The sequence below is a fragment of the Streptomyces sedi genome (assembly GCF_006335015.1).
Taxonomy (GTDB): domain Bacteria; phylum Actinomycetota; class Actinomycetes; order Streptomycetales; family Streptomycetaceae; genus Streptomyces; species Streptomyces sedi.
Genome location: NZ_VDGT01000011.1, coordinates 164,760 through 187,791 on the forward strand (window position 1 = coordinate 164,760; position 23,032 = coordinate 187,791).

Annotated in this window: 23 protein-coding genes; 14 read left to right on the forward strand and 9 right to left on the reverse strand. The window is 72.5% G+C overall.

Annotated features, from left to right (window positions below; genetic code table 11):
• Nucleotides 1–191 precede the first annotated feature (191 nt).
• From FH715_RS16415 to FH715_RS16435, 5 genes are read left to right on the forward strand one after another with little or no spacing between them, the layout of a single operon-like run.
• A complete protein-coding gene (locus FH715_RS16415) occupies nt 192–1,946 on the forward strand; it encodes an ABC transporter ATP-binding protein (protein WP_139645925.1) in 1,755 nt (584 codons plus the stop codon).
• Nucleotides 1,943–3,070, forward strand: coding sequence for an ABC transporter permease (locus FH715_RS16420; RefSeq protein WP_246108779.1), 1,128 nt, complete (start codon nt 1,943–1,945; stop codon nt 3,068–3,070). The genes FH715_RS16415 and FH715_RS16420 overlap by 4 nt, the downstream gene beginning before the upstream one ends.
• Nucleotides 3,067–4,350 carry an ABC transporter permease gene (locus FH715_RS28605; protein ID WP_139645926.1) on the forward strand — a complete coding sequence of 428 codons (1,284 nt, stop codon included), beginning with the start codon at nt 3,067–3,069 and terminating at the stop codon, nt 4,348–4,350. The genes FH715_RS16420 and FH715_RS28605 overlap by 4 nt, the downstream gene beginning before the upstream one ends.
• Complete coding sequence (locus tag FH715_RS16430; RefSeq protein WP_211367672.1) at nt 4,347–4,757, forward strand: cytidine deaminase; 411 nt, start codon at nt 4,347–4,349, stop codon at nt 4,755–4,757. Before FH715_RS28605 ends, FH715_RS16430 begins: the two co-directional genes overlap by 4 nt.
• Before the next feature lie 48 nt (nt 4,758–4,805).
• On the forward strand, nt 4,806–6,095 hold the full coding sequence (locus FH715_RS16435) for a thymidine phosphorylase (protein ID WP_139645930.1): 1,290 nt from the start codon (nt 4,806–4,808) through the stop codon (nt 6,093–6,095).
• A 122-nt stretch (nt 6,096–6,217) separates the two neighbouring features.
• On the opposite strand, the gene FH715_RS16440 is transcribed toward FH715_RS16435, so the two are convergent.
• A complete protein-coding gene (locus FH715_RS16440) occupies nt 6,218–6,691 on the reverse strand; it encodes a carboxymuconolactone decarboxylase family protein (RefSeq protein WP_139645932.1) in 474 nt (157 codons plus the stop codon).
• Between the two features lie 465 nt (nt 6,692–7,156).
• Between FH715_RS16440 and mgtE the strand changes: the two genes are divergently transcribed.
• Genes mgtE through FH715_RS16455 form a run of 3 tightly spaced genes read left to right on the forward strand, consistent with a single transcriptional unit; the run spans nt 7,157 to nt 10,256 of the window.
• Nucleotides 7,157–8,482 (forward strand): magnesium transporter, encoded by a 1,326-nt coding sequence (gene mgtE, locus FH715_RS16445; RefSeq protein WP_139645934.1) that lies wholly within the window; start codon nt 7,157–7,159, stop codon nt 8,480–8,482.
• 34 nt (nt 8,483–8,516) lie between these two features.
• The gene (locus tag FH715_RS16450) at nt 8,517–9,683 is read left to right on the forward strand and encodes an amidohydrolase family protein (protein ID WP_139645936.1); all 1,167 of its coding nucleotides are present in this window, start codon (nt 8,517–8,519) and stop codon (nt 9,681–9,683) included.
• Between the two features lie 45 nt (nt 9,684–9,728).
• Nucleotides 9,729–10,256: a hypothetical protein gene (locus tag FH715_RS16455; protein WP_139645938.1), complete on the forward strand. Its 528-nt coding sequence runs from the start codon at nt 9,729–9,731 to the stop codon at nt 10,254–10,256.
• 82 nt (nt 10,257–10,338) lie between these two features.
• On the opposite strand, the gene FH715_RS16460 is transcribed toward FH715_RS16455, so the two are convergent.
• Complete coding sequence (locus tag FH715_RS16460) at nt 10,339–11,589, reverse strand: MFS transporter (RefSeq protein ID WP_139645940.1); 1,251 nt, start codon at nt 11,587–11,589, stop codon at nt 10,339–10,341.
• Between the two features lie 126 nt (nt 11,590–11,715).
• On the opposite strand from FH715_RS16460, the gene FH715_RS16465 reads away from it, so the two are divergent.
• From FH715_RS16465 to FH715_RS16475, 3 genes are all read left to right on the forward strand, one after another.
• Nucleotides 11,716–12,675, forward strand: coding sequence for a LysR family transcriptional regulator (locus FH715_RS16465; protein ID WP_425472726.1), 960 nt, complete (start codon nt 11,716–11,718; stop codon nt 12,673–12,675).
• A 226-nt stretch (nt 12,676–12,901) separates the two neighbouring features.
• On the forward strand, nt 12,902–14,035 hold the full coding sequence (locus tag FH715_RS16470; RefSeq protein ID WP_139646054.1) for an adenosine deaminase: 1,134 nt from the start codon (nt 12,902–12,904) through the stop codon (nt 14,033–14,035).
• 164 nt (nt 14,036–14,199) lie between these two features.
• Nucleotides 14,200–14,577 (forward strand): hypothetical protein, encoded by a 378-nt coding sequence (locus tag FH715_RS16475; RefSeq protein WP_139645943.1) that lies wholly within the window; start codon nt 14,200–14,202, stop codon nt 14,575–14,577.
• Between the two features lie 177 nt (nt 14,578–14,754).
• Here FH715_RS16475 and FH715_RS16480 read toward each other — a convergent pair whose 3' ends face one another.
• The 4 genes from FH715_RS16480 to FH715_RS16495 all read right to left on the reverse strand — a co-directional run bounded on the left by FH715_RS16480 (nt 14,755) and on the right by FH715_RS16495 (nt 18,579).
• Nucleotides 14,755–15,360, reverse strand: a complete 606-nt coding sequence (locus tag FH715_RS16480) for a VanZ family protein (protein WP_246108780.1) — start codon at nt 15,358–15,360, stop codon at nt 14,755–14,757.
• A 225-nt stretch (nt 15,361–15,585) separates the two neighbouring features.
• Nucleotides 15,586–16,173 carry a hypothetical protein gene (locus FH715_RS16485; RefSeq protein ID WP_139645945.1) on the reverse strand — a complete coding sequence of 196 codons (588 nt, stop codon included), beginning with the start codon at nt 16,171–16,173 and terminating at the stop codon, nt 15,586–15,588.
• A complete protein-coding gene (locus FH715_RS16490; protein WP_139645947.1) occupies nt 16,170–17,867 on the reverse strand; it encodes a sensor histidine kinase in 1,698 nt (565 codons plus the stop codon). The genes FH715_RS16485 and FH715_RS16490 overlap by 4 nt, the downstream gene beginning before the upstream one ends.
• Before the next feature lie 37 nt (nt 17,868–17,904).
• Complete coding sequence (locus FH715_RS16495; RefSeq protein WP_139645949.1) at nt 17,905–18,579, reverse strand: response regulator transcription factor; 675 nt, start codon at nt 18,577–18,579, stop codon at nt 17,905–17,907.
• A 286-nt stretch (nt 18,580–18,865) separates the two neighbouring features.
• Between FH715_RS16495 and FH715_RS16500 the strand changes: the two genes are divergently transcribed.
• Nucleotides 18,866–19,591, forward strand: a complete 726-nt coding sequence (locus FH715_RS16500; protein ID WP_139645951.1) for a SigE family RNA polymerase sigma factor — start codon at nt 18,866–18,868, stop codon at nt 19,589–19,591.
• Nucleotides 19,592–19,853: 262 nt separating this feature from the next.
• Here FH715_RS16500 and FH715_RS16505 read toward each other — a convergent pair whose 3' ends face one another.
• From FH715_RS16505 to FH715_RS16515, 3 genes are read right to left on the reverse strand one after another with little or no spacing between them, the layout of a single operon-like run.
• The gene (locus FH715_RS16505; RefSeq protein WP_139645953.1) at nt 19,854–20,078 is read right to left on the reverse strand and encodes a DUF397 domain-containing protein; all 225 of its coding nucleotides are present in this window, start codon (nt 20,076–20,078) and stop codon (nt 19,854–19,856) included.
• 10 nt (nt 20,079–20,088) lie between these two features.
• Nucleotides 20,089–20,943 (reverse strand): helix-turn-helix domain-containing protein, encoded by an 855-nt coding sequence (locus FH715_RS16510; RefSeq protein WP_139645960.1) that lies wholly within the window; start codon nt 20,941–20,943, stop codon nt 20,089–20,091.
• A 7-nt stretch (nt 20,944–20,950) separates the two neighbouring features.
• A complete protein-coding gene (locus FH715_RS16515; RefSeq protein ID WP_246108781.1) occupies nt 20,951–21,523 on the reverse strand; it encodes a DUF6879 family protein in 573 nt (190 codons plus the stop codon).
• An 81-nt stretch (nt 21,524–21,604) separates the two neighbouring features.
• Between FH715_RS16515 and FH715_RS16520 the strand changes: the two genes are divergently transcribed.
• Entirely contained in the window at nt 21,605–22,405 is an 801-nt protein-coding gene (locus FH715_RS16520; protein WP_139645963.1) for a hypothetical protein, read from the forward strand.
• The gene (locus tag FH715_RS16525; protein ID WP_139645965.1) at nt 22,381–22,992 is read left to right on the forward strand and encodes an AAA family ATPase; all 612 of its coding nucleotides are present in this window, start codon (nt 22,381–22,383) and stop codon (nt 22,990–22,992) included. The genes FH715_RS16520 and FH715_RS16525 overlap by 25 nt, the downstream gene beginning before the upstream one ends.
• Nucleotides 22,993–23,032: the final 40 nt, after the last annotated feature.

A 23,032-nucleotide genomic window follows, 5' to 3' on the forward strand; every position in this document is an offset into this window, starting at 1 on the left:
GGCGCGGGCGCCGGCAGGTTCCGGCAGCGTCCCGGCGCTGACCCGGTGCCGGCTCGGTGCCGACCCGGCGCCGACCGGCGGGGTGAACGAGCCCCGCTGAGCCGGCGTCACCCGCACCCGGTACCGTCTGCCCCACCCTTCCCACTCGACCCCGCACGGGGCCCCGCTCCTTCTCCCGAGGAGAGTGCGTCATCCCAGCCTCCAGCAGCCCGCCCCCGGCCGCCGGGGACGCCGGTACCCCCGACGTTCCCGCGGTGGCCCTGCGCGGCATCACCAAACGCTTCCCCGGCGTGGTCGCCAACCACGACATCGACATCACCGTCCGGCGCGGCACCGTGCACGCCCTGGTCGGGGAGAACGGCGCCGGCAAGTCCACCCTGATGAAGATCCTCTACGGGATGCAGCGCCCCGACGAGGGCACCATCGCCATCGACGGGGAGCAGGTCTCGTTCAAGGGCCCGGCCGAGGCCATCGCGCGCGGGATCGGCATGGTGCACCAGCACTTCATGCTGGCGGACAACCTGACCGTGTTGGAGAACGTGGTGCTCGGCGCCGAGAAGGCGCACGGCATCGGCGCGCGCGCCCGGCGCAGGATCGCCGAGCTCTCCGACACCTACGGGCTGAACGTCCGCCCCGACGCGCTCGTCGAGGACATCGGCGTCGCCGACCGGCAGCGCGTGGAGATCCTCAAGGTCCTCTACCGGGGCGCCCGCACCCTGATCCTGGACGAGCCGACGGCCGTGCTGGTGCCGCAGGAGGTGGACGCGCTCTTCCACAACCTGCGGGGGCTGACCGCCGAGGGGCTGACGGTGCTGTTCATCTCGCACAAGCTGGGCGAGGTGCTCTCCGTCGCCGACGCGATCACCGTGATCCGGCGCGGCACCACGGTGGGCAGCGTGCTGCCGGCCGAGACGGACCCGAAGCGGCTGGCCGAGCTGATGGTCGGCAGTGAGCTGCCGACGCCGGCCACCAGGGAGTCCACGGTCACCGACGAGCCGATGCTCACGGTCTCCGGGCTGCATCTGTCGGGCACCGACTCGGACGGGCTGCGCCGCGAGGTGCTGGCCGACATCGACTTCACCATCCACCGCGGCGAGGTCATGGGCATCGCCGGCGTGGAGGGCAACGGCCAGGCCGAGCTGGTCGAGGCCGTGATGGGCATCCGCACCCCGGACGGCGGGTCGGTGACGCTGGACGGCGAGGAGATCTCCACCGCCTCGACCCGGCGCCGCCGCGAGGCGGGCATCGGCTACGTTCCCGAGGACCGGCACCGGCACGCGTTGCTGCTGGACGCGCCGCTCTGGGAGAACCGGATGCTGGGCCATGTCACGGAGCCCCCCAACTCGCGGGGCCCGTGGCTGACCGGCGGTCAGGCCAGGGCCGACACCCGGCGCATCGTCGAGGAGTACGACGTGCGGACCCCGGGCATCGAGGTCACGGCCGGTTCGCTCTCCGGCGGCAACCAGCAGAAGCTGATCGTGGGCCGCGAGATGAGCCACCAGCCGAAGGTGCTGATCGCCGCGCACCCCACCCGGGGCGTGGACGTCGGCGCGCAGGCGCAGATCTGGGACGAGATCCGCCGCGCCCGGCACGAGGGCCTGGCGGTGCTGCTGATCTCCGCCGACCTGGACGAGCTGATCGGCCTCTCCGACAGCCTGCGCGTGATGTACCGGGGCCGGCTGGTCGCGGACGCCGATCCGGCGACCATCACCCCCGAGGAGCTGGGCACCGCGATGACGGGAACGGCCAGCGGCCATCTCACCGCCGAGGGCGCGGAGACGGCGGAGCCCGCCGAGCCCGCCGATGCGGCCGAACCCGCCGAGCCCGCCGACTCCTCCGGGGCCGCCGAAGGCTCGGGAGCGGTCGCCGAGACCACCGAGAACGACACCCCGGCCGACGGTTCCGGGACCCCCGACGGGAACGACGCCGAGGGAGGTGCCCGGTGAAGGCGGGCGGCTTTCTGACCGAGGAGCGCCGCGAGAAGCTGGTGCTGGGCGGTGCCGCGCCACTGCTGGCGCTGGTCACCGCGATGGCCATCACCTCGCTGGTGATGCTGTTGACGGGCGACAACCCGTTCACCGCCTTCTCCGTGATGCTCGACTTCGGCATCAAGAGCGACAGCCAGGTCTGGATCCTCAACAAGGCGATCCCGTACTACCTGTCGGCGGTGGCCGTGGCCATCGGCTTCCGGATGAACCTCTTCAACATCGGGGTCGACGGGCAGTACCGGGTCGCCGCGTTCTTCGCCGCCGTGGTCGGCGGGGCGCTGAGCCTGCCGGGCTTCGTGCAGATCCCGGTGATCCTGCTCGTCGCGATGGTCTGCGGCGGCATCTGGGCCGGCATCGCCGGCTACCTCAAGGCGACCAGGGGCGTCAGCGAGGTGATCACCACCATCATGCTGAACTTCATCGCCGGCTCGCTGATCGCCTACTTCCTGAAGGAGGGGCGGCTCGCCGAGCGCGAGGGCAACATCGTGCACACCCCGGACATCCCGGGGTCGAGCCACTTCTTCGAGTTCGCCACCAGCGTCCAGCCGATCCACGGCACGGTGCTGCTCGCGCTGCTGATCGGCGTGGCCTACTGGTTCGTGCTCAGCCGCACCCGCTTCGGCTTCGACCTGCGGGCCGTGGGCCGCTCCGAGTCGGCGGCCGAGGCCAGCGGCGTGAGCGTGACCCGCACCGTGGTCACCGCGATGCTGCTGTCCGGCGCGGTCGCCGGCCTGGTGGGTATGCCCACGCTGCTCAACGAGTCGGGCAACTACGGCAACGACTTCCCCGAGGGCCTCGGCTTCACCGGCATCGCCATCGCGCTGCTGGGCCGCAACCACGCGATCGGCATGGGCTTCGCCGCGCTGCTGTGGGCGTTCCTGGAGAGGACCGGCACACAGCTGGAGTTCGAGGGCTTCGACCAGGAGATCGTCGGCGTGATGCAGGGCATCATCGTGCTCTCCGTGGTCGTCGCCTACGAGCTGGTCCGCCGCTGGGGCGTCCGCCGCCAGCAGCGTCTGGTCGGCGAGAAGCTCGCCCGGGCCCGCAAGAGCGACAACGACCAGGCGGAGGTGTCCGCGTGACCGCCCTGACCACCCTCGCCGAACGGTTCCGCCCGGGTGCCCCGGGCCAGGGGCGGCGCGGCCTGACCTACCCGAAGGCGCTGCTGCTGGTCGCCGGCGCGCTCTTCCTGCTCTCGGTGGTCCGCATGATCACCGACGAGAACAGCCTCACCGCGACCGACCAGTGGGTCTCCGCGATGACCTTCGCCGTGCCGATCGGCCTCGCCGGCCTCGGCGGGCTCTGGGCGGAACGCGCGGGCGTGATCAACATCGGCCTTGAGGGCATGATGATGCTCGGCCTCTTCGCCGCCGGCTGGATCGGCTGGCAGCACGGGCCGTGGGCGGCCGTCGCCGCCGGCATCGTGGGCGGCGCGCTGGGCGGTCTTGTGCACGCGCTGGCCACCGTCACCTTCGGCGTCGACCACATCGTCTCCGGTGTGGCGATCAACATCCTGGCGCTGGGCGTCGTGCAGTTCCTCGCCAAGCAGTGGTTCGGCAACGAGGGCAGCGCCGCCGCCGACGCCGGGGGCAACGACAAGCAGTCCCCGCCGATGGACCGCATCGAACCGTTCAGCGTGCCGGGGCTCTCCGACTGGCTGGGCGACCTGGCGGGGCAGCGGTGGTTCCTGATCTCGGACGCGGCGGGCGTGCTGCGCGCGCTGGTGCACAACGTGTCCTGGCTGACGGTCGTGGCCGTGCTGCTCTTCGTCGGCACCTATCTGCTGCTGTGGCGCACCTCGTTCGGCCTGCGGCTGCGTTCCTGCGGCGAGAACCCGCAGGCCACCGAGTCGCTCGGGGTCAACGTCTACCTCTACAAGTACGTGGCGCTGATCGTGTCCGGCGCGCTGGCGGGGCTGGGCGGCGCCTATCTCGCGGTGCTGATCCGGATGTACCAGGACGGGCAGACCGGCGGGCGCGGCTACCTCGGCCTGGCCACCATGATCTTCGGCAACTGGCGCCCGGGGGGCGTCGCCGCCGGCGCCGGCCTCTTCGGCTTCATGGACGCGCTCCAGACCCGGGGCGGCGGCGCGGTGGTCCACGCGACGCTGCTGCTCTTCGCCCTGGTGCTGCTCGGCCTCGCGGTCTGGCAGTACCTCAGGGGCCGCCGGGTGGTGGCGGCGGCGCTGGCCGGCACGGCCGTGCTGCTGTGGGCCTGGTACCAGGCCACCGACACCATGCCGCTGGAACTGGTCACCGCCAGCCCCTATCTGACGACCCTGCTGGTGCTGACGCTCTTCGCGCAGCGATTGCGCACGCCACGGGCGGTCGGCAAACCGTATCGACGAGGACAGGACAGTTGACGACCGCATCCACGCCCGACTGGGCGGCGCTGCGCGCGGCGGCCCGGGACGCGATGTCCCGGGCCTACGCCCCCTACTCGAAGTACCCGGTGGGCGCCGCCGCCCTGGTCGACGACGGCAGGACCGTGGTCGGCTGCAACGTGGAGAACGCCTCCTACGGCCTGGGCCTGTGCGCCGAGTGCGGGCTGGTCTCCGCGCTGCACGCCTCGGGCGGCGGGCGGCTGACCCACTTCACCTGCTGCGACGGCGCGGGGGAGCTGATCACCCCGTGCGGGCGCTGCCGTCAGCTGCTGATGGAGCACGGCGGCCCGACGCTGCTGGTCGACCTGCCGGAAGGGCCCCGGCCGCTGGGCGAACTGCTGCCGCTGGCCTGGGACTTCGACGACCGGGCCGAGCGCACCTCCTGACCCCTCAACCGTTCACCCATCCCTCACGAGCACGGACGCGCACCTGACATGGACGTCATCTCGATCATCCGCACCAAACGCGACGGCGGGGCGCTCAGCGACGCCCAGATCGACTGGGCGGTGGCCGCCTACACCTCGGGGGAGGTCGCCGACGAGCAGATGTCGGCGCTGGCCATGGCCATCCTGCTGAACGGGATGGAACGCCGCGAGATCGCCCGCTGGACGGCGGCGATGATCGCTTCGGGGGAGCGGATGGACTTCGGTTCGCTCGCCCGCCCCACCGCCGACAAGCACTCGACGGGCGGCGTCGGCGACAAGATCACGCTGCCGCTGGCGCCGCTGGTCGCCGCCTGCGGCGCGGCCGTGCCCCAGCTCTCGGGGCGCGGGCTCGGCCACACCGGCGGCACCCTCGACAAGCTGGAGTCCATCCCCGGCTGGCGGGCCTCCCTGGACAACGCCGAGATGCTGCGGGTCCTCGACGAGGTGGGCGCCGTGATCTGCGCGGCGGGCGACGGGCTGGCGCCGGCCGACCGGAAGCTGTACGCGCTGCGGGACGTCACGGGCACCGTGGAGTCGCTGCCGCTGATCGCCTCCTCGATCATGTCGAAGAAGATCGCCGAGGGCACCGGCTCGCTGGTGCTCGACGTCAAGGTCGGCTCGGGCGCCTTCATGAAGACCCTCGACGACGCGCGGGCGCTGGCCGAGACCATGGTGGGTCTCGGCACCGACCACGGGGTGCGGACGGTGGCGCTGCTGACCGACATGTCGACTCCGCTGGGACGCACGGCGGGCAACGCGCTGGAGGTGCGCGAGTCCGTCGAGGTGCTGGCGGGCGGCGGGCCGCGTGACGTGGTGGACCTGACGCTGGCGCTGGCCAGGGAGATGCTGGACGCGGCCGGGCTGCCGGACGCCGACCCGGCGCGGGCGCTGGCCGACGGCTCTGCGATGGACCACTGGCGGCGCATGATCGCCGCCCAGGGCGGTGACCCGGACGCGCCGCTGCCGGTGGCGCGCGAGCGCCACGTGGTGCCGGCGCCGGCGGGCGGGGTGCTGGCGAAGCTCGACGCCTACGCCGTCGGCCTGGCCGCCTGGCGGCTGGGCGCGGGCCGCGCCCGCAAGGAGGAGAGCGTGCAGGCGGCAGCCGGCATCGAACTCCACGCCAAGCCCGGCGAGTCGGTCGCCGAGGGCGCCCCGCTGCTGACCCTGCACACCGACACCCCCGAGCGGTTCGAGGCCGCGCTGGAGGCGCTGACCGGCGACGCGATCAGCGTCGTCCCCGCCGAGGAGGCCGCCGCGCTGGCGCCGCCGCCCCCCACCGTGCTGGACCGCGTCTCCTGACCCGAAGCCCGTGGCGACGCCGCCGGCCGCGCCCCCCGCGCGGCCGGTGACGCCCCGTCTGGCGTCGCGCTTCCGGAACGGCGTCCTGCCTGGCCGGTCAACGCCCGGCCGGACGCGCCCCCTCAGCCGAACTGCCCCGGCTGGTAGTCGCCGGCCGGCTGCCGCACGATCACGTTGAGCCTGTTGAACGCGGACATCACGGCGATCAGCGAGACGAGCGCCGTCAGCTCGTCCTCGGTGAAGTGACGCGCCGCCTCCTCCCAGACGGCGTCGGGGACGCCGCCGGCCGCGTCCGCGATCCTGGTGCCCTCCTCGGCCAGCGCCAGCGCGGCGCGCTCCGCGTCGCTGAAGACCGTGGCCTCGCGCCAGACCGCGATCAGGTGCATCCGCGCGTCGCTCTCGCCGGCCGCCCCCGCCTCCTTGGTGTGCATGTCGACGCAGTAGCCGCAGCCGTTGATCTGACTGACCCGGATCTTCACCAACTCCTGGGTCACCGGGGAGAGTCCCGACTCGCCCACCGCCTGCGCCGCTCCGACCAGCTGCCGGACCACCTTGCCGGCCAGCTTGCTCTCCTGGACGTTGATGCGTGCCTTCATCACGGGGCTCCTTCGCCGCTTCCGCACTGCCGTCGCTGTCGACGCCTTCACTCTTATGACGCTGCGACCCACGAGGATGTGACGTCCCCCGCTGTGACCCACGTCTCGGGCTGTAGCACGCGCCCGACCGCGCGCCCCCTCAACGCCCGCGCGCCCCTCGACCACCCCGGCGCACGCCCGCGCCCGTTGAGCGGCGAGGACCCCGGCGCTTTGCCCAACCGTCGCGTGCGCGCCGTCCGGTATGCCGGATTCCTTGGCATGATCGGCCGCTGTGGCTAGTACGCTTTGCGGTGGCACCGAAGGAACGAGACGGCGGGAGGTGATGCTGCGATGCGCAGTGAACCTCCCAGTCATCCACCGCGCCACGCTCTTCGACCCAGGTAGCGAGTCCGCCTGGGGCGCCGGGCGTGTGCGCGCACACCGGATGTCCGTGGCCGCCCTTCGCCCCCAGGGGGTTCCCCCGTCATGACGCACCTCCCCATGCTCCTCGACGAGCAGGATCTGGCCGGTGCCCTGGAGTGGTTGGAGACCCAGCCGCCCTACGCCATCGCGGACGAGATCGCCCGCATGGACGCCGTGCAGTCGGTCGTCACCTTCCGCCTGCTCGACAAGGACCGCGCCCTTGAGGTCTTCGAGGAGCTGGACCCCGTCGACCAGCAGGAGATCCTCCAGGGCCTGCGCGACCAGGCGTTCCGCGACCTGGTCGAGCACATGGACCCCGACGACCGGGCCCGGATGCTCAACGAGGCGCCCGCCAAGGTCGCCAAGCGCGTCCTCGCCGGACTCAGCGCCCACGAACGGCAGATGACCGCCGCGCTCCTCGGCTACCCGGAGGGCTCGGTCGGGCGTTTCATGACGCCCGAGACGGTCGCGCTGCAACAGGACCTGACGGTCGGCCAGGCCCTGGAGGTCGTGCGCCGCAGGGGCGGGAACGCCGAGACCATCTACACCCTCCCCGTCGTCGACAGGGGCCGCCGGCTGACCGGCATCGTCGAGCTGCGGGAGCTGGTCCTCAGCGAGCCGGGCGCCATGGTGCACGACCTGGTCGTCACCGAGCCGCCCATGGCCAGGGCCACCGAGCTGGCCGAGGACGCCGCCCGGCTGATGCGTGAGACCAACGTCCTCGACCTGCCGGTCGTCGACAGCGAGGACCGGCTCGTCGGCCTCCTCACCAGCGACGACGCCTTCGAGGTCATCGAGGCGGCGGACACCGAGGACGTCGCACGCCAGGCCGGCTCCGAGCCGCTGGAACGCCACTACATGTCGGCCAGCGTCTTCCGGCTCTCCCGCATCCGCATGATGTGGCTGATGCTGCTGCTGGTCGCGGCCACCCTCACCGTCTCCGTGACCCGCCTCTACGAGGGCGAGCTGGAGGAGGTCACCCAACTCGCGCTTTTCGTCCCCCTGTTGATCGGCACGGGCGGCAACGCCGGAGCCCAGGCCGCCACGGCTGCCGTCCGCGCGCTGGCCGTCGGCGAGGTCCGCACCTCCGACCTGCTGCGGGTGATCTGGCGCGAGTGCCGCACCGGGCTGCTGCTCGGCGCGATGCTCGCGGTCGTCGGCTTCCTCGTCGGCACGTTCTTCGTCGCCGCCGACATCGCGGCCGTCGTCGGCCTCACCCTCGTCGTCATCTGCGCCTGGGCCTCCACCGTCGGCGGCATGATGCCGCTGCTGGCCAAGAAGCTCCGCATCGACCCGGCCGTGGTCTCGGCCCCCATGGTCACCACCCTGGTCGACGCCACCGGGCTGGTGATCTACTTCAGCACGGCCAAGGTGATCCTGGGGATCTGAGCGCCGCCCCGCGAACGATGAGGAGAACGCCGCGATGACCCGCGTGCTGCTCACCGGCGGAACGGTCTTCGACCCCGCCTCCGGTCGCGCCGAACGCGCCGACGTGGTGCTGGAGGGCGCACGCGTCCTCGCCGTCGGCACCGGGCTCGACGGCGACAGCGAGGTGGACTGCGCGGGCGGGCTGCTGCTGCCCGGGTTCGTCGACTGCCACGTCCACGTCTGCCTGGGCGCCTCGCTGGGCGACCCGGGGCGGCTGCCGCGTTCCACCCGCCCCCTCTCCGCGGTGCCCGCGCTGCGCACCCTGCTCGACCAGGGCGTCACCACCGTCCGCGACGCCTGGGGCGCGGACGCCGGCCTCCGACTCGCCCTGCGCGAGGGCTGGTTCGAGGGCCCCGAGGTGCTGGTCTCGCTGCGGCAGGTCTGCACCACCGGCGGCATCGGCGACCACTGGTCCCCGCGCTACGGCCCGGTCGACGGCTTCGGCGACCCCTCGCTGCCCGACCCCGTCTTCGACGGCCCCGACCAGGCGCGCGCCGTCGTGCGCCGGATGGTGCGCGCCGGGGCGGACTGGATCAAGGTGACGTCGACGGGTTCGCTGGCGCTCGGCCGGGGCGTTCACGACGTTCAACTGACCGACGCGGAGCTGCGCGCCCTCGTCGACGAGGCGGAACGGCAGGGCGGGCGGCGCGTGATGGTGCACGCGCACGGGGCGCGCGCCGCCGAGCAGGCGGCCCGCGCCGGCGCGCGCAGCGTGGAACACGGCACCTTCCTCGACGAACCCGCCGCCGAGGCGATGGCGGAGGCCGGCACCTGGTTCGTTCCCACCCTCTCCACCTCCCACGGCGAACCCACCGAGCACGCCGCCGCCCACCGCCGCGCCGTCCGGCTCGCCCTGGACGCCGGCGTCCCCGTCGCGATGGGCACGGACGCTCCGGTGCGGCCCTACGCGGAGGCGCTGCGCGAGATCCACCACCTCGCCGAGGCCGGCCTCGGCGCCGCCGGCGCGCTGCGCGCCGCCACCCTGGACGCCGCGCGGCTGCTCGAACTCGCCGACGACCGGGGCGAGATCGCCCCCGGCAAACGCGCCGACCTCGTCCTGCTCGCCGGCACCACCCTCGCGACCTCGGCCCTCGCCTCCCGCGTCCGCGCCGTCTGGCGGGCGGGGCACCGCGTGCGCGGCACGGCCACGCCGCTGGGGTGAGCGGGCGGCGACGGACTGTCAGTGGCCCCGGTTAGCCTCCGGACCATGGCTGACGCGTACGACTTCCTCCTCACCCTTGAGCTGCGGGACGACCTGACGGAGGACGAGATCGCCGAGCTGCGCTGGCATCTCGGGCTGGGGCCGAGGCCCGGGCGGCTCTCCCTGATACCGGACTTCCCCCGCGAGATGCTCGACGAGAACGGCGAGCCGGTGCGGGACGAGCGGGGCGAGATAGCGCTGGAGGACTTCCCGTTGCTGGCGCAGCGGGCCGCGGCCCACCGCATCGGGGGAGCGGCCGTCTCGGCGTTGGCCCGGCGGGAGGGGCCGCGTCCCGGTTGGGCGCTGACGACGCGCCAGTCGCTGCATCCGGACGACTTTGACGGCGTCGACCAGCTGGTCGACTGGCTCGCCTCCCGCGCCGACCCCGAGTACTACGGCTCCCGCCAGCACCGCGTGGACGGGACGCCAGGGCCTGCGGGATGCGGCCAGTTCGTCGGCTACCAGCGCTTCTACGAGGAGGAGGGCGTGGTCGAGCTGGTGATCCGGGACGGGAGGATCGCCAGGGCGGCATGAGGCCGTTCCCCGGCCGTTCTTCGGCCGGCTCCCCGACCCCGGGGGCGGCCCCGACCGCCGTCCCCGGGGAGGTGTGCGGCGGTCAGGCGGCGAGGCTCGCCTCCAGGCGGGCCCGGGTGCGGGCGCGCGCCGTGGCGTAGAGGGTGATCGTCGCCGTGGCGACCAGCGCCAGCAGGGCGAAGGCCACCAGCCCCGACCAGTCGGCCCGGTGGTAGACGGCCGCGCCCAGCGTGCCGCCGAGGCTCGCGCCCAGGTAGTAGGCGACCTGGTAGAGCGCCGACGCGTGGGCCCTGCCGTGGGTGGCGACCCGGCTGACCGAGCCGGAGGCGATCGCGTGCCCGAAGAAGAAGCCGCCGGTGATCAGGACCAGTCCGGCCAGCACGGCGGCCAGCGAGGTGGAGGTGGTCAGCAGCAGCCCGACGACCGTGGTGCCGATCGCCGCGTACAGGGCACCGCGCCGGCCGAGGCGGCCGAGCAGCGGGCCGGAGACCGCGGAGGAGGCGGTGCCGACGAGATAGATCACGAAGACCGAGCCGGCGAGCCCGGCCGAGAGCCCGAACGGCTCCTCGACCAGCCGGAAGCCGATCACCGTGTACACCGCGCTGAACGCCGCCATCAGCAGCATCCCGATCGCGTACAGCCGCAGCAGCAGTGGCCGGCGCAGATGGCCGGCGAGCGAGTCGAACACCAGCCGGGGGCGCAGCGACGACGGGGTGAAGAACCGCGCCTTCGGCAGCAGCAGCCGGTAGACCAGCGCGGCGACCACGGCCAGGACGGCGACGGCGGCCAGCGCGGCGCGCCAGCCGGCGCCCTCGGCGACCCAGCCGGTGAGCACCCGGCCGGACATGCCGCCCACGCTGTTGCCCGCGATGAACAGCCCGATCGCGCCCACGGTCGCCTTCGGGTCCAGCTCCTCGGAGAGATAGGCGACGGCCGACGCCGGGATGCCGGCGATCGCCGCGCCCTGGAGGGCGCGCAGGAAGACCAGGGTGCCGAGGTCGGGCGCCAGCGGCAGCAGCAGCGCCAGCGCGACGGCGGTCGCGACCGAGAGGGTCATCAGCCGGACGCGGCCGTAGCGTTCGGAGAGCGTGGACAGCGGCAGCACGGCCAGGGCCAGGCCGATGGTGGCGGCCGAGACGGTCCAGCTGGCCTGGTCGGGCGAGACGGCGTAGGCGGCGGCGATGTCCGGCAGCAGCGCCTGCGTCGAGAACAGCATCGCGAAGGTCGCCATGCCGATGGCGAAGAGCGCCAGGTTGATCCGGCTGCGTTGAGGGTGAACGAACGGCGGAGCTGAGGCTCCCACGGTGGCGGGAGCCCTGGTATCGAGGGGCATGTCCACGAACGTACGGCGGTCGATTTATTACGTCCAATGCGAGAAGCTGGCCGTAATCATGCATTTCCGTATGACCGCAGGACAGGGGTCGGCATGTCATCGTCTCGCCACACAGAAGATACGAAGGTGACGGTCGCCACGTCCGGGGCCGGCGGCCCGCCAGCCGAGGCGCCCGATCTGGCGGCGGACGCGCCGGCGGCGCTGTTGGCGCCCCGGCTGGCGCAGTTCGCCGGGGTCGCGCGGCACGAGCACTTCACGCGCGCCGCCGAGGAGTTGGGCGTTCCCCAACCCACGCTCAGCCGGGCCGTCGCCCGGCTGGAGGCCGACCTCGGCGTCGCCCTGCTCGCCAGGCACGGACGGACCGTCTCGCTGACGCCGGCGGGCCGCGCGTTCGCCCACTCCGTGGAACGCGCGCTGGCCGAGGTCGCCAGGGCGGCCGAGACCGCACGGGCCGACGCCGACCCCGGCGCCGGCAAGGTCGCCTTCGGCTTTCTGCACACCATGGGACCCGAGACGATGCCCGCGCTGATCCGCGCGTTCCGCGAGACCCACCCGCGGGTGCGGTTCGCCCTCGTGCAGAGCTACGGCGAGGACATGATCGAACGGATGCGCTCCGGCGAACTCGACCTCTGCCTCACCTCCCCGGTGCCCGACGCCCCCGACCTGGTCACCAGGCGGCTCGACGAGCAACGCCTCTATCTCGTCGTCCCCGCCGACCACAGGCTGGCCGGCCGCCGCAGGGTGCGGCTGGCGGAGACGGCCGAGGAGTCGTTCGTCACGCTGGAACCCGGCTACGGGCTGCGCAGGTTGACGGACGACCTGTGCGCGCGGGCAGGGTTCCGGCCGCGCATCGCGTTCGAGGGCGAGGAGCCGGAGACGCTGCGCGGCCTGGTCGCGGCCGGGCTCGGCGTGGCGCTGCTGCCGCCGGCGACGCTGCCCAGACCGGGGGTGCGCGACCTCAGCGTCACGGCGCCGCGCGCCGTCCGCGAGATCGGCGTCGCGTGGATGGCGCGACGCCCCGAGACGGCGCCGGTCGCGGCGTTCCGCCGCTTTCTGCTCAGCCGCAGGGGGGCGTTGACGGGGTAGCGGCTGGCGACCACCGGCCGCGGTCGGCTGCGCGCCCCCAAGCCGCCCACCGGCGTAGAGGGGCGCGGGGAACTGCGCGAGCAACCATGGTCAAGCCGCACCCGACAACGGACGGCATCACCCGGTACCGCAGTCGTCCCGCCCAGCCGCGACGGCCAGTGTCTACGCGCGTAGGAAGTAGAGTTGAGACGTGACCCCTGACGACACCGCCGCGCACCGCGTTCCGTTGCCCGTTTCGCCGTCGGCTCCCGGTGAGGAGCAGATCCGGCGCGCCCCCAAGGTCCTCCTCCACGATCACCTGGATGGCGGGCTGCGGCCCGCCACCGTCGCCGAACTCGCCCGGGAGCAGGGGTACGCGGCGCTGCCGACGGAGGACCCGGCTGAGCTGGGGGCGTGGTTCACCGCCGCCGCCGACTCCGGTTCGCTGGAGCGGTATCTGGAGACGTTCGCCCACACCACCGCCGTGATGCAGAGCGCCGACGCGCTGACCAGGGTCGCCGCCGAGTGCGTCGAGGACCTGGCGGAGGACGGCGTGGTCTACGCCGAGGTGCGCTACGCGCCGGAGCAGCACCTCACGGCGGGGTTGACGTTGACCGAGGTGGTGCGCGCGGTCAACGACGGCTTCCGCGAGGGCGAGCGTCGCGCGGGCGCCGCCGGGCGGCGCATCCGGGTCGGCGCGCTGCTGACCGCGATGCGGCACGCGGCGCGCTCGTTGGAGATCGCGGAACTGGCCAACGAGCACCGCGAGTCCGGCGTCGTCGGCTTCGACATCGCGGGCGCGGAGGCCGGCTTCCCGCCCACCCGCCATCTGGACGCGTTCGAGTATCTGAAGCGGGAGAACAACCACTTCACCATCCACGCCGGCGAGGCGTTCGGGCTGCCCTCGATCTGGCAGGCGCTCCAGTGGTGCGGGGCCGACCGGCTGGGGCACGGGGTGCGGATCATCGACGACATCGAGGTGGGGGAGGACGGCGAGGTGCGGCTGGGGCGGCTGGCCTCCTATGTGCGGGACAAGCGTGTGCCGCTGGAGCTGTGCCCGACCTCCAACCTCCAGACCGGCGCGGCCAGTTCGTATGCCGAGCATCCGATCGGACTGCTCCGCGAGCTGCGGTTCCGCGCGACGGTCAACACGGACAACCGCCTGATGAGCGACACCAGCATGAGTCGCGAATTCACCCATCTGGTGCGGGCATTCGGCTACACGCTGGACGACCTCCAGTGGTTCACGGTCAATGCGATGAAATCCGCATTCATTCCTTTCGATGAACGTCTGGCCATGATCAATGACGTGATCAAGCCGGGGTACGCCGCGCTCCGCTCCGCATGGTTGTTCCATAACGGCGGCGAACCGCGGCCCTGAGCAGGAGGTTTGGCCGAGTGGTGGGGCGGGCGCGGTGGGCGCGCGCGCTCGGCCGGTGGGGCGAGTTTCGAGTCGCGGCACACTTTTCGATTCATTGCCACGGTGGGTTTTCCGTGGCTACCTTCGGGCTCGCCGCTCACCAAACACACCCCAAGGAAGTTCTGATGAAGCACGCAACCGCCAAGACGCTCGGTGTGGCCGCCATGGGTGCCGCGTTCGCCGCGACCGCCGCCGGTTCCGCCTCCGCCATGAGCCTCAACGACGGCCTGGCGACCGCCACGGGCGAGGTGGCGAACTCGATCCCGGTCCAGGAGACCGTGGACCAGGTGGCGGGCGAGGAGGTCGGTGGCGTCAGCCAGCAGCTGATGGAGGCCACCCCGACCAACGACGCGCTGGGCGCGGCGACGCAGACCCTCACCCACACCACGGGTCTCGCCGGCACCACCGACCTGATCGGCGGCCTGGCTCCGGGCGCGCTGGGCGCCGTGGACAGCGTCTCCGGCCTCGCGGGCGCGACCGGCGCGCTGGGCGGCGTCGTCTGACCGTCGCCACCCGGCACGACCGAACGGGCCGTGCCTCCCCGCCACCCCGGGGAGGCGCGGCCTTCCGCGTGCCGCGGCTTCCCGCTTCCCGCTTCCCGCTTCCCGCAGGGCGGGGCGGGGCCGGCGGTGCGGGCGGGGCGAACCCTTCCGGTGGCGGTCGCCCCGCACGTCGTGGCCCTACAGGTGGTGAACGGTCGCTCGCGCCTCCGTGGTGGGGGGCGGGAGCGGCGTGGGGGGCGGGAGTGTGCCGGGGGAGAGCGGCGTTCCGGTGACCGGGCACGACGTCGGGGCCTGGCGCGACGGGCGTGGGCTCGGGCGCCGCTCCGGGGTGGGCGCGGCCGGCGGAGCCGTGGGCTCGGGCGTCGCGTCGGCCGGCGGAGCCGCCCGGCGGGCGAGCCTGCGCAGCGGGCCGTAGCAGAGCTGGTGGGTCAGGGCCACACCCAGCGTGTTGAGCAGCACGGAGTCGATGTCGCACACCCGGCTCGGGGTGAGCGTCTGGCCGCCCTCCAGCGCCATGGAGACCATGGCGCCGACGAACGCGGTGCGGGTCAACGACAGCATCCGCCCCCCGCCGAGCCGCGCGCCGACCAGCGGCAGCAGCACCCCGAGCGGCGCCAGCCGCAGCAGCCCGGCCGCCAGGGTGCGGCCGGCCTCCTCCGGGCCGCGCGCGAGATCGGCGCGGATGGTGGAGAGCGGCTCCAGGTTCGCCGGCGAGACCCACAGCATCGTCAACGGGCGCAGCGCCAGCCACGCGACCAGCAGCAGATAGCAACACAGCAGCACGGAGGCGAGCAGCCGGGCCCGTGCGGGGACGCGGACGAGTCGCCCCCGACGCGCGGTGGGGTTCGGGGGGAGAGGGTGACCGGCGGGGGGCGTCGGCTCGGCAGAGCCCGCAGGATGTGGCCGCACGCTGATCAGGACGCCGTTGCCGGTGGGGCCGGTTCCCCTTCGCCACTGTGAGCTGGGCCCCACCCGCCGGTCTCGTGAACGGATGCCACCCGGGCCCGTTCAGCCGAGGTCGCGGGCGCCCTCGGGGCTGCGCATGGCGGCGCTGCACGAGTAGGTGCGCGGCTTGTCGGGGTCGGCGCCGGCCGGGCCGCCGAGCACGACGGTCTCGCCCGCGCCGCCCAGCGAGGCGCTGTGCGCGAAGGTGCAGATGATCTGCGTCAGGGCCAGCTCGGGGATCTCGCTGGGGCGCCGGTTGAGGCGGACGGTCCTGCCCGTCTCGTCCTCCTCCACCCGCTCGACCCGGAGATGGCCGGGGACCGCGCTGGTGAACCCGGCGGCCTTCTCGGCCTCCTCCGGATCGTTCTGGAGCTGGCCGAGCAGCGCGACGGCCACCTCGGCGTAGTCGGACGGCTCGGTGGCGGTCGCCGCAGACATGACGCGGGCGACGGACTCGACGCGCTGCCCGCAGACCAGATAGATCTCGGTGTGGTGCTCGCCCCTGGCGGGGGCGTCGCAGGAGGCGCGGGTGGGCGCGGGTCCCGCGTCGACGGGCACGTCGGTCTCCCGGATGCCGCAGCCGGTCGCGGCGGCCACCGTCAGCAGCCCGGCGAGCAGCGCGCCCCCGCCGGCCCTCGCTCCGCCCCTCACCGCCGGTCCTCCTCGGCCGAACCGTCGTACGTCTCCTTGCCGCTTCCCTTGTCGCTTCGCTCGCCGCGGCGCGGTGCCGGTGTGGCCGGCCTGCCCGGCGGAACGGAGGCGCCGCCTCCCGGGGGCGTCTCCTGTCCGCTGTCCGGGTCGTCCGCGCGGTCCTCGGGGAGGCCGGGGTCGTGGGGGAGGCGCAGGGTGAAGACCGCGCCGCCCACCGGGTCGTTGTGGACGGTGATGTCACCGCCGTGCAGATGGGCGTTCTCCATCGCGATGGAGAGCCCGAGGCCGCTGCCGTCCGAGCGCGGCCGGGAGGCGGACGCCTTGTAGAAGCGGTCGAAGACGTGCGGCAGCACGTCCTCCGGTATCCCCGGCCCCTGGTCGGCGACCTCGACGCTGACCAGCCGGCCGCCCTCGTCGTCCTCGTGCTCGCGGACCGTGACCCGCACAGGGGAGCCGCCGTGCTTGAGCGCGTTGCCGATGAGGTTGGCCAGCACGACGTCCAGCCGGCGCGGGTCGAGCCGCGCGGTGATGGAACGGTCCGCGTCCAGGTGCACCGCGTCCAGCCAGGCGCGGGCGTCGATGCAGGCGGTGACCTGGTCGGCTATGTTCACGTCGTCCAGCACCATCTTGGCGGTGCCGGCGTCGAACCTGGTGACCTCCATAAGGTTCTCCACCAGGTCGTTCAGCCGCCGGGTCTCGCTGACCACCAGCTGCACGGCGGGCGCGACGCGCGGGTCGAGCGTCTCGACCTCGTCCTCCAGCAGCTCCGTCATCGCGGTGATCGCGGTCATCGGGGTGCGCAGCTCGTGCGACATGTCGGCGACGAAGCGGCGGCTGGAGGTCTCCCGGTCGCTCAGGTCCTGGACCTGCGCCTCCAGGGAGGCGGCGGCGTTGTTGAACGTCCTGGTCAGCTCGGCGAGTTCGTCGGCGCCGCGCACCGCGAGCCGGGTGTCGAGCTTGCCCTCGCCCAGCCGCCTGGCCGCGTTGCTCAGCCGCTGCACCGGGCGCAGCACCATGGTGGCGGCGCCCTGCGCCAGCAGCACCGAGCCGATCACGGCCAGCGCGGTGGCGACGCCGAGCGAGACCGCCAGGGAGTTGAGGTCGTCGCGTTCCGGCGCCAGCGAGGCCAGCAGATAGCCGGCCGGGCCGCCGCCTATGACCTGCGCGCCGCCGACGAGATAGGGGTCGCCGTCGAGGCTGATCCGCTGCCAGTACAGGTGGTACTGGTCGTCCTCCGGCTGCCCCTCCCTGCGGTCCCGGACGGCGTCCCGCAGCGAGTCGGGCACCATCTCGCGGGTGAACACCGCCGGGTCGGACTCCGCGCGGCAGTCGCCCTCGGGCAGCCGGGCGTCCTCCAGCACCACCTCGTAGTGGAAGGTGCGGTTGGCGACCCGGTCGGCCATCAGCCGCAGCGCGTCGCAGGTCGGCTGGTCGGGCAGGGCGCCGGCGCGGTCGCCGAGCGACTGGCTGAAGTCGCTGAGCGCCGACTCCTGGGCGCGGGTGAGGACCGCGTCCCTGTTCAGCCAGTAGGCGATGCCCGAGACGGAGACGGCCGCGACCAGGGCGACCAGGGCGAAGACCGTGACCAGCCGCAGCCGCAGGCTGGTGAGACTCAGCAGGGTGTGCGCCCAGCGGCGCAGCCGTCCCCTGGGGCGGGGGGCGTCGTCCGCCTCCCCACGCCGCGCTCCCTTCATCAGCCGCGCTCCCGGAGCGGCCCGCGCCGCGAGGTCATCAGGGCGCGTCCAGCCGGTAGCCCACGCCGCGCACCGTGCGGATCAGCTTCGGCGACGACGGCACGTCCTCGACCTTGGCGCGCAGTCGCTGTACACAGGCGTCCACCAACCGGGAGTCGCCCAGGTAGTCGTGCTCCCAGACCAGCCGCAGCAGTTGCTGCCGCGAGAGCGCCTGCCCGGGGCGGCGGCTCAGTTCCAGCAGCAGCCGCAGCTCGGTCGGGGTCAGCTGGAGGTCGACGCCGTCCCTGGTGACCGTCATCGCGGAACGGTCGATCACCAGCGAGCCGAACGTGACCGCGTCGTTGGACTCCCGTTCGCCCCTGCGCATCACCGCGCGGATACGGGCGTCGAGGACCCGGCCCTGCACCGGCTTGACGACGTAGTCGTCGGCGCCGGACTCCAGGCCGACCACGACGTCGATGTCGTCGCTGCGCGCGGTGAGCAGGATGATGGGGAGCTGATCGGTGCGCCGGATGCGACGGCACACCTCGAAGCCGTCGATGCCGGGCAGCATGACGTCGAGCACGATCAGATCGGGACGCTGCTCACGCAGCGACTGGAGGCCGTCCTCGCCCGTGGGCGCGGTCACCACCCGGTGTCCCTGGCGGGTCAGGCTCATCTCCAGGGCCGTGCGTACCGCCTCGTCGTCCTCGATCAGCAACAGGAAAGCCACACGGCTCATTGTGGCCCATGAAGCGTTCGGAGTTCGACCGTCCCGACCTGAGTCCTGCCCCACAGCCGCCGGCGCCCGTGCGGGGCCGTCGAGCAGGCCGTTCGACAGGTCGCCGAGCGAGTCGTTGAACGGTCAACACCCTTGTGCCACAGGCGACTCACGGGTAACCCGACCTGGTCCTCGGCGCTGTGACACCGCTGTGACAGTTGGGGGACCCGGTCATGAAACTGGACCGGCAATGTATTCGGCAACGGACAGGGAACGACCTTCTTGATGGGGGAAGCGGATGAGCGTCATGCATCACACCACCAACCCGGCGGTGACTGACACGCACGCCACCGCCCCGATGGTTCCCGTCCGGCACGGGGAGAAGTCCGGTGTCGCGCTTCGGCATGGGGGTCGTCGCGGCACCGGGCACCAGCGTCCATCGCATCTGACCGCGGTGGGCGTCACGGGGGGCCGCACAGGGAGCGCGCGGCGCGAGGGGGCCGCGGAGGCGGAGTTCACCGCCTACGTGCGCGAGCGTCGCGCCTCCCTGTACGCCACGGCCTACCACCTCACGGGGGACAGGTTCGAGGCGGAGGACCTGCTCCAGAGCGCGTTGCTCTCCACCTACCGTGCCTGGGACCGGATCAGCGACAAGGCCGCGGTCGGGGGCTACCTGCGGCGCACCATGACCAACCTGCACATCAGCGCCTGGCGGCGGCGGAAGCTCAACGAGTACCCGACCGAGGAACTGCCCGAGGCGCCGGGCGACCAGGAGCCCATGCGCGGCACGGAGTTGCGCACGGTGCTCTGGCAGGCGCTCGCCAAGCTGCCCGAGCAGCAGCGCACCATGCTGGTGCTCCGCTACTACGAGGGCCAGACCGACCCGGAGATCGCCGACACGCTCAACATCAGTGTCGGAACGGTCAAGAGCAGCATCTGGCGCACCCTGCGCCGGCTGCGCGAGGACCGGGTGCTGGCCCAGGGCCACGGCGAGGAGGAGTCCTTCGGGGCGCTGGTCGCGTAAGCGGCCGGCCGCCGGAGGCGGGGGGAAACACGGGGGAACAACGGGGGACACGGGGAACGGGGGAGATAACGGGGGATACGGGGGTAACGGGGGAACACGGGGGATAAAGGGGCGCGGGGGAGCGCCCGGAGGGGAACACGGGGGTATCGGGGGATACGGGGGAACGCGGGGGCGTGGAGTTCGGTCGGCCGGGGGGTCTGGCCGGTCTCCGCGCCCCCGCTCTTTCGTGTTCGGGGGACGGTTCAGGCCCGCTCTTCCGCCATCAGGCTCTCCGGCCGACTTCAACTCCCGCGCCCGGAGTCCGCTTCGCGTACGAGACGAACACGCCCCAGGCATCCCGCCGGGCGGCTATCGTTCCCCTTCCGCGTGCCTTGGTGTCTCGCACTCTCACCCGCCCTGGGTCGTTGTCGGCTACCTCGACACAGCTGTCGGACTTGGTGTAGGTGCTGGTGCGCCAGTTGGGGACCACAGTGCTCGCGCAGTTCATGAGGACTTTCCTAGTCGGTCGGCAGTTGGTCGTAGTGGTGGATCGCCCGGAGGACGAGTTCGCGGACGGCGGTGCCGTAGACGGCCGACTGCTTCAGCAGGGCGAACGCCTTGGTGTACATCTCGATCTCGCGGGGCTGGGTGACGGACAGCTCGGCCGAGTAGGTCTCGACGAGGACCAGTCGGTCATCGAACATCGAAAACGAGTTGCCCGGCCAGATGGCGACCGGTGCCGTCCTGGGGATGATGCCGAGGCTGAGGCGGGGCAGCCGCATCACGGCCAGGAGCCGGTCGAGTTGGCCCTTCATGGTCTCGGGGCCGCCGAAGTTGGTGTACAGCGCCTGTTCGCCGAGGAGGACGTTGAAGATCTTCTCGCCTCGGTACAGGTAGCGCTGGCGTTCCAGCCGTTTGGCGACGGCTGCCTCGGCGTCGTCCGGGACCTCGTAGAAGCCGACGACCTGGTCGAAGACCGCTGCGGCGTACTCGGAGGTCTGGATCGTTCCCCAGATGACCGTGGGGTGCCAGATGCGGAACACCCTGGTCTTGCCGTAGACGGGAATCGCTTGTTGCTGTCGTTGCTCGGCGCCGGTGCGCAGCAACCTGCGCAGGTCGAGCCAGAGTTCGTCCACATGGCGAACGATCGCGATCAGGTCGCCGAGTTGGTCGTTCTGTCCGGTGGCCTGGCACCAGATCCGGATGTCGTCCTCGCTGGGCCGCTGCCTGCCGTTCTCGATCCGGGAGACCTTCGACTCCTGCCAGGAGGTGGCGCGCGCGAACGCCCGGCCGCTGGTGAATCCGGCGTCCTTACGGAAGCCGCGCAGCCGGGCGCCGAGCGCCTGAAGTGCCTCTTCTACCTGGGTGGTCACGGGCGGTTCAGGACAGCTGGTAGTCGCGGTGCGGAACGGCGGCGGCCCAGAGCCGGTCCCGCAGGCGGACGCAGGCGGCCACGGTCTCTGGGGCCTGGACCAGCTCCGAGCCGAGGACCCGGCCGTCTCCGTCGAAGTGGCCGACGGCGAGGAGGCGGTCATCGAACAGCCACCAGTCGTTGCCTCCTACAGGAAGAGCGAGGCCGGTCGGCAGTCGGTGTCGGGGCAGCCAGCGGATGTCCTCGCCGGCCTCCTCGTTGAGGCGGGTGGTGGCGTGTTCCCAGCGGATGTAGGGACTGGGCGGCTCGGTGACCACGCGCACTCGCCGGACCGTGCGCCCCTCGCTCGTGAGGCGTCGTATCAGCCGTGTCCAGGGGGCCATGTAGGAGTGGTCGACGTTCTCACCGCGCAGCCAGCTGGTGAACGGGCTGTCCTCGTCGGGAACGGAGTAGTCGTCCCGCAGTTCCAGGTGGAACGCGTCCCGCTCGACGCTCTCAAAGAGCTGGTTGCGCTCGGCGCTGGAGATCAGCTCCTCCCCGCCGTGTTCTCGACCAACCCACCGAGCACAGCCGATCCCCACCAGTAACGTCCCTAGGGCAAGCGGTGGGACCAGCCCCGGCAACGGTCGCCGGCCCCACCACCGCCCCGTTGGAGAGACGCCGTGATCACCACCAGCAACCTGACCAGCCCCACCCGCGCCCCCAAAAAGCCCTCCGGAACCGTGCGGTTGGCGTCCATCGATGTCGAGTGGACCAAGAACTACCGGATCAAGAACGGCAACCGGCCCTTCTGCTACTCCGTCGTCTGGCTCGACCTCCCCGCAAGCACGCCGGCCCCGTCCGACCTCGCGCACGTCCCGTTCCACTTCACCAGCGTCTACGTCGAGGACGCCGATGAACAGCCGGCCCTGGTGCGCTCGGCCGCCAATGCCCTGCGCACCGCCACCAACAGCGCGGACCTGATCACCGGGCACCAGCTCTGCTCGGATCTCGCCGTCCTCGCCGCCACCGCCGACCGGCCCCAACCCACCATCGACCAGGCCCGCGCCTCCTGGAAGCAGCGCAACGCCCCAGCCGAGGGGGACCCCCGCTACCTGGACACCCGCTTCGACGCCGGTCACCTGCTGACCGGCACCTCGCGCCGCCTGGTCGACGTGTGCGCCGAGCTCCGCCTTGACGTCACCCAACCCGAACTCCGCGGCACCTCGATGACCGCCCTCCACCGTCGCTGGCTCACCGAAGCGGACACGACCGCCCGGGAGAAGATCAGCGTCCTCAACCTCCGCCATTCCCTGTCCACCGCCTATGTCGCCGCCCACGCGGCCGGCCTGGGCCACTGGGCACCCGAGGGACTCAACGTCAACCGCGTCCTGGCCGCCACCACCGGCGCCTGGGACTGGCTCGCCTCCCCCACCTTCCACACCCTGCTGGGAGAACCATGCCTATCCGCGACTGCACCGTGATCGCCATTGAGGGAACCCAGGCCGCCGGCAAGACCACCCTCGTCCACGCCCTGACTGCCCACTACCGCGAACGGGCCGTCAACGTCACCTGCACCGGCGAACCCGCCCGCACCAGCCCGTTCATGGAGGCCGTCGTCCTCCACGGCCAGGGCACCTTCGACCTCGCCGCCGAACTCGACCTCTTCGCCCTCCACCTCACCACCCCGTTACGCGCCGCCCGCAACCACCGCCTGCTGATCACCGACAAGACCCCGGCCAACGTCCTCGCCCTGGCCCGCCTCATCCTCGACCCCAACGAACCCGGCGTGGCCGCCACCCTGACCGCCATGGAAGCCCTCTGCGCGGCCTGGATGCCCACCGCCTACGACCTCGTCGTCCACTGCCGCGACCGGTTCGACCAACGCGCCGGCGGGGACCGCTTCCGGGACAAGGTCCTCACCCTCCAGGAGCAGGCAGACCACGCCGTCCTCGACGCCTGCACCGCGACCGGCGTGCCCCTCGTCGAACTCCCCACCGGCCTCGACACATCCCAACGTGTCGAGTGGACAGTCCAGCAGCTCACGCTCCGCGCACTCCCACCCCGCTGACACTGCCCGACTCGCTAATGTCCCCCCACCCAGGCACCAC

Bases quoted from the DNA above. Each gene is read 5' to 3' on its own strand.
- FH715_RS16435 (WP_139645930.1), top strand. From the start codon at position 4,806: ATGGACGTCATCTCGATCATCCGCACCAAACGCGACGGCGGGGCGCTC.
- FH715_RS16440 (WP_139645932.1), bottom strand. From the start codon at position 6,691: ATGAAGGCACGCATCAACGTCCAGGAGAGCAAGCTGGCCGGCAAGGTG.
- mgtE (WP_139645934.1), top strand. From the start codon at position 7,157: ATGACGCACCTCCCCATGCTCCTCGACGAGCAGGATCTGGCCGGTGCC.
- FH715_RS16450 (WP_139645936.1), top strand. From the start codon at position 8,517: ATGACCCGCGTGCTGCTCACCGGCGGAACGGTCTTCGACCCCGCCTCC.
- FH715_RS16455 (WP_139645938.1), top strand. From the start codon at position 9,729: ATGGCTGACGCGTACGACTTCCTCCTCACCCTTGAGCTGCGGGACGAC.
- FH715_RS16460 (WP_139645940.1), bottom strand. From the start codon at position 11,589: ATGCCCCTCGATACCAGGGCTCCCGCCACCGTGGGAGCCTCAGCTCCG.
- FH715_RS16475 (WP_139645943.1), top strand. From the start codon at position 14,200: ATGAAGCACGCAACCGCCAAGACGCTCGGTGTGGCCGCCATGGGTGCC.
- FH715_RS16490 (WP_139645947.1), bottom strand. From the start codon at position 17,867: ATGAAGGGAGCGCGGCGTGGGGAGGCGGACGACGCCCCCCGCCCCAGG.
- FH715_RS16500 (WP_139645951.1), top strand. From the start codon at position 18,866: ATGAGCGTCATGCATCACACCACCAACCCGGCGGTGACTGACACGCAC.
- FH715_RS16505 (WP_139645953.1), bottom strand. From the start codon at position 20,078: ATGAACTGCGCGAGCACTGTGGTCCCCAACTGGCGCACCAGCACCTAC.
- FH715_RS16525 (WP_139645965.1), top strand. From the start codon at position 22,381: ATGCCTATCCGCGACTGCACCGTGATCGCCATTGAGGGAACCCAGGCC.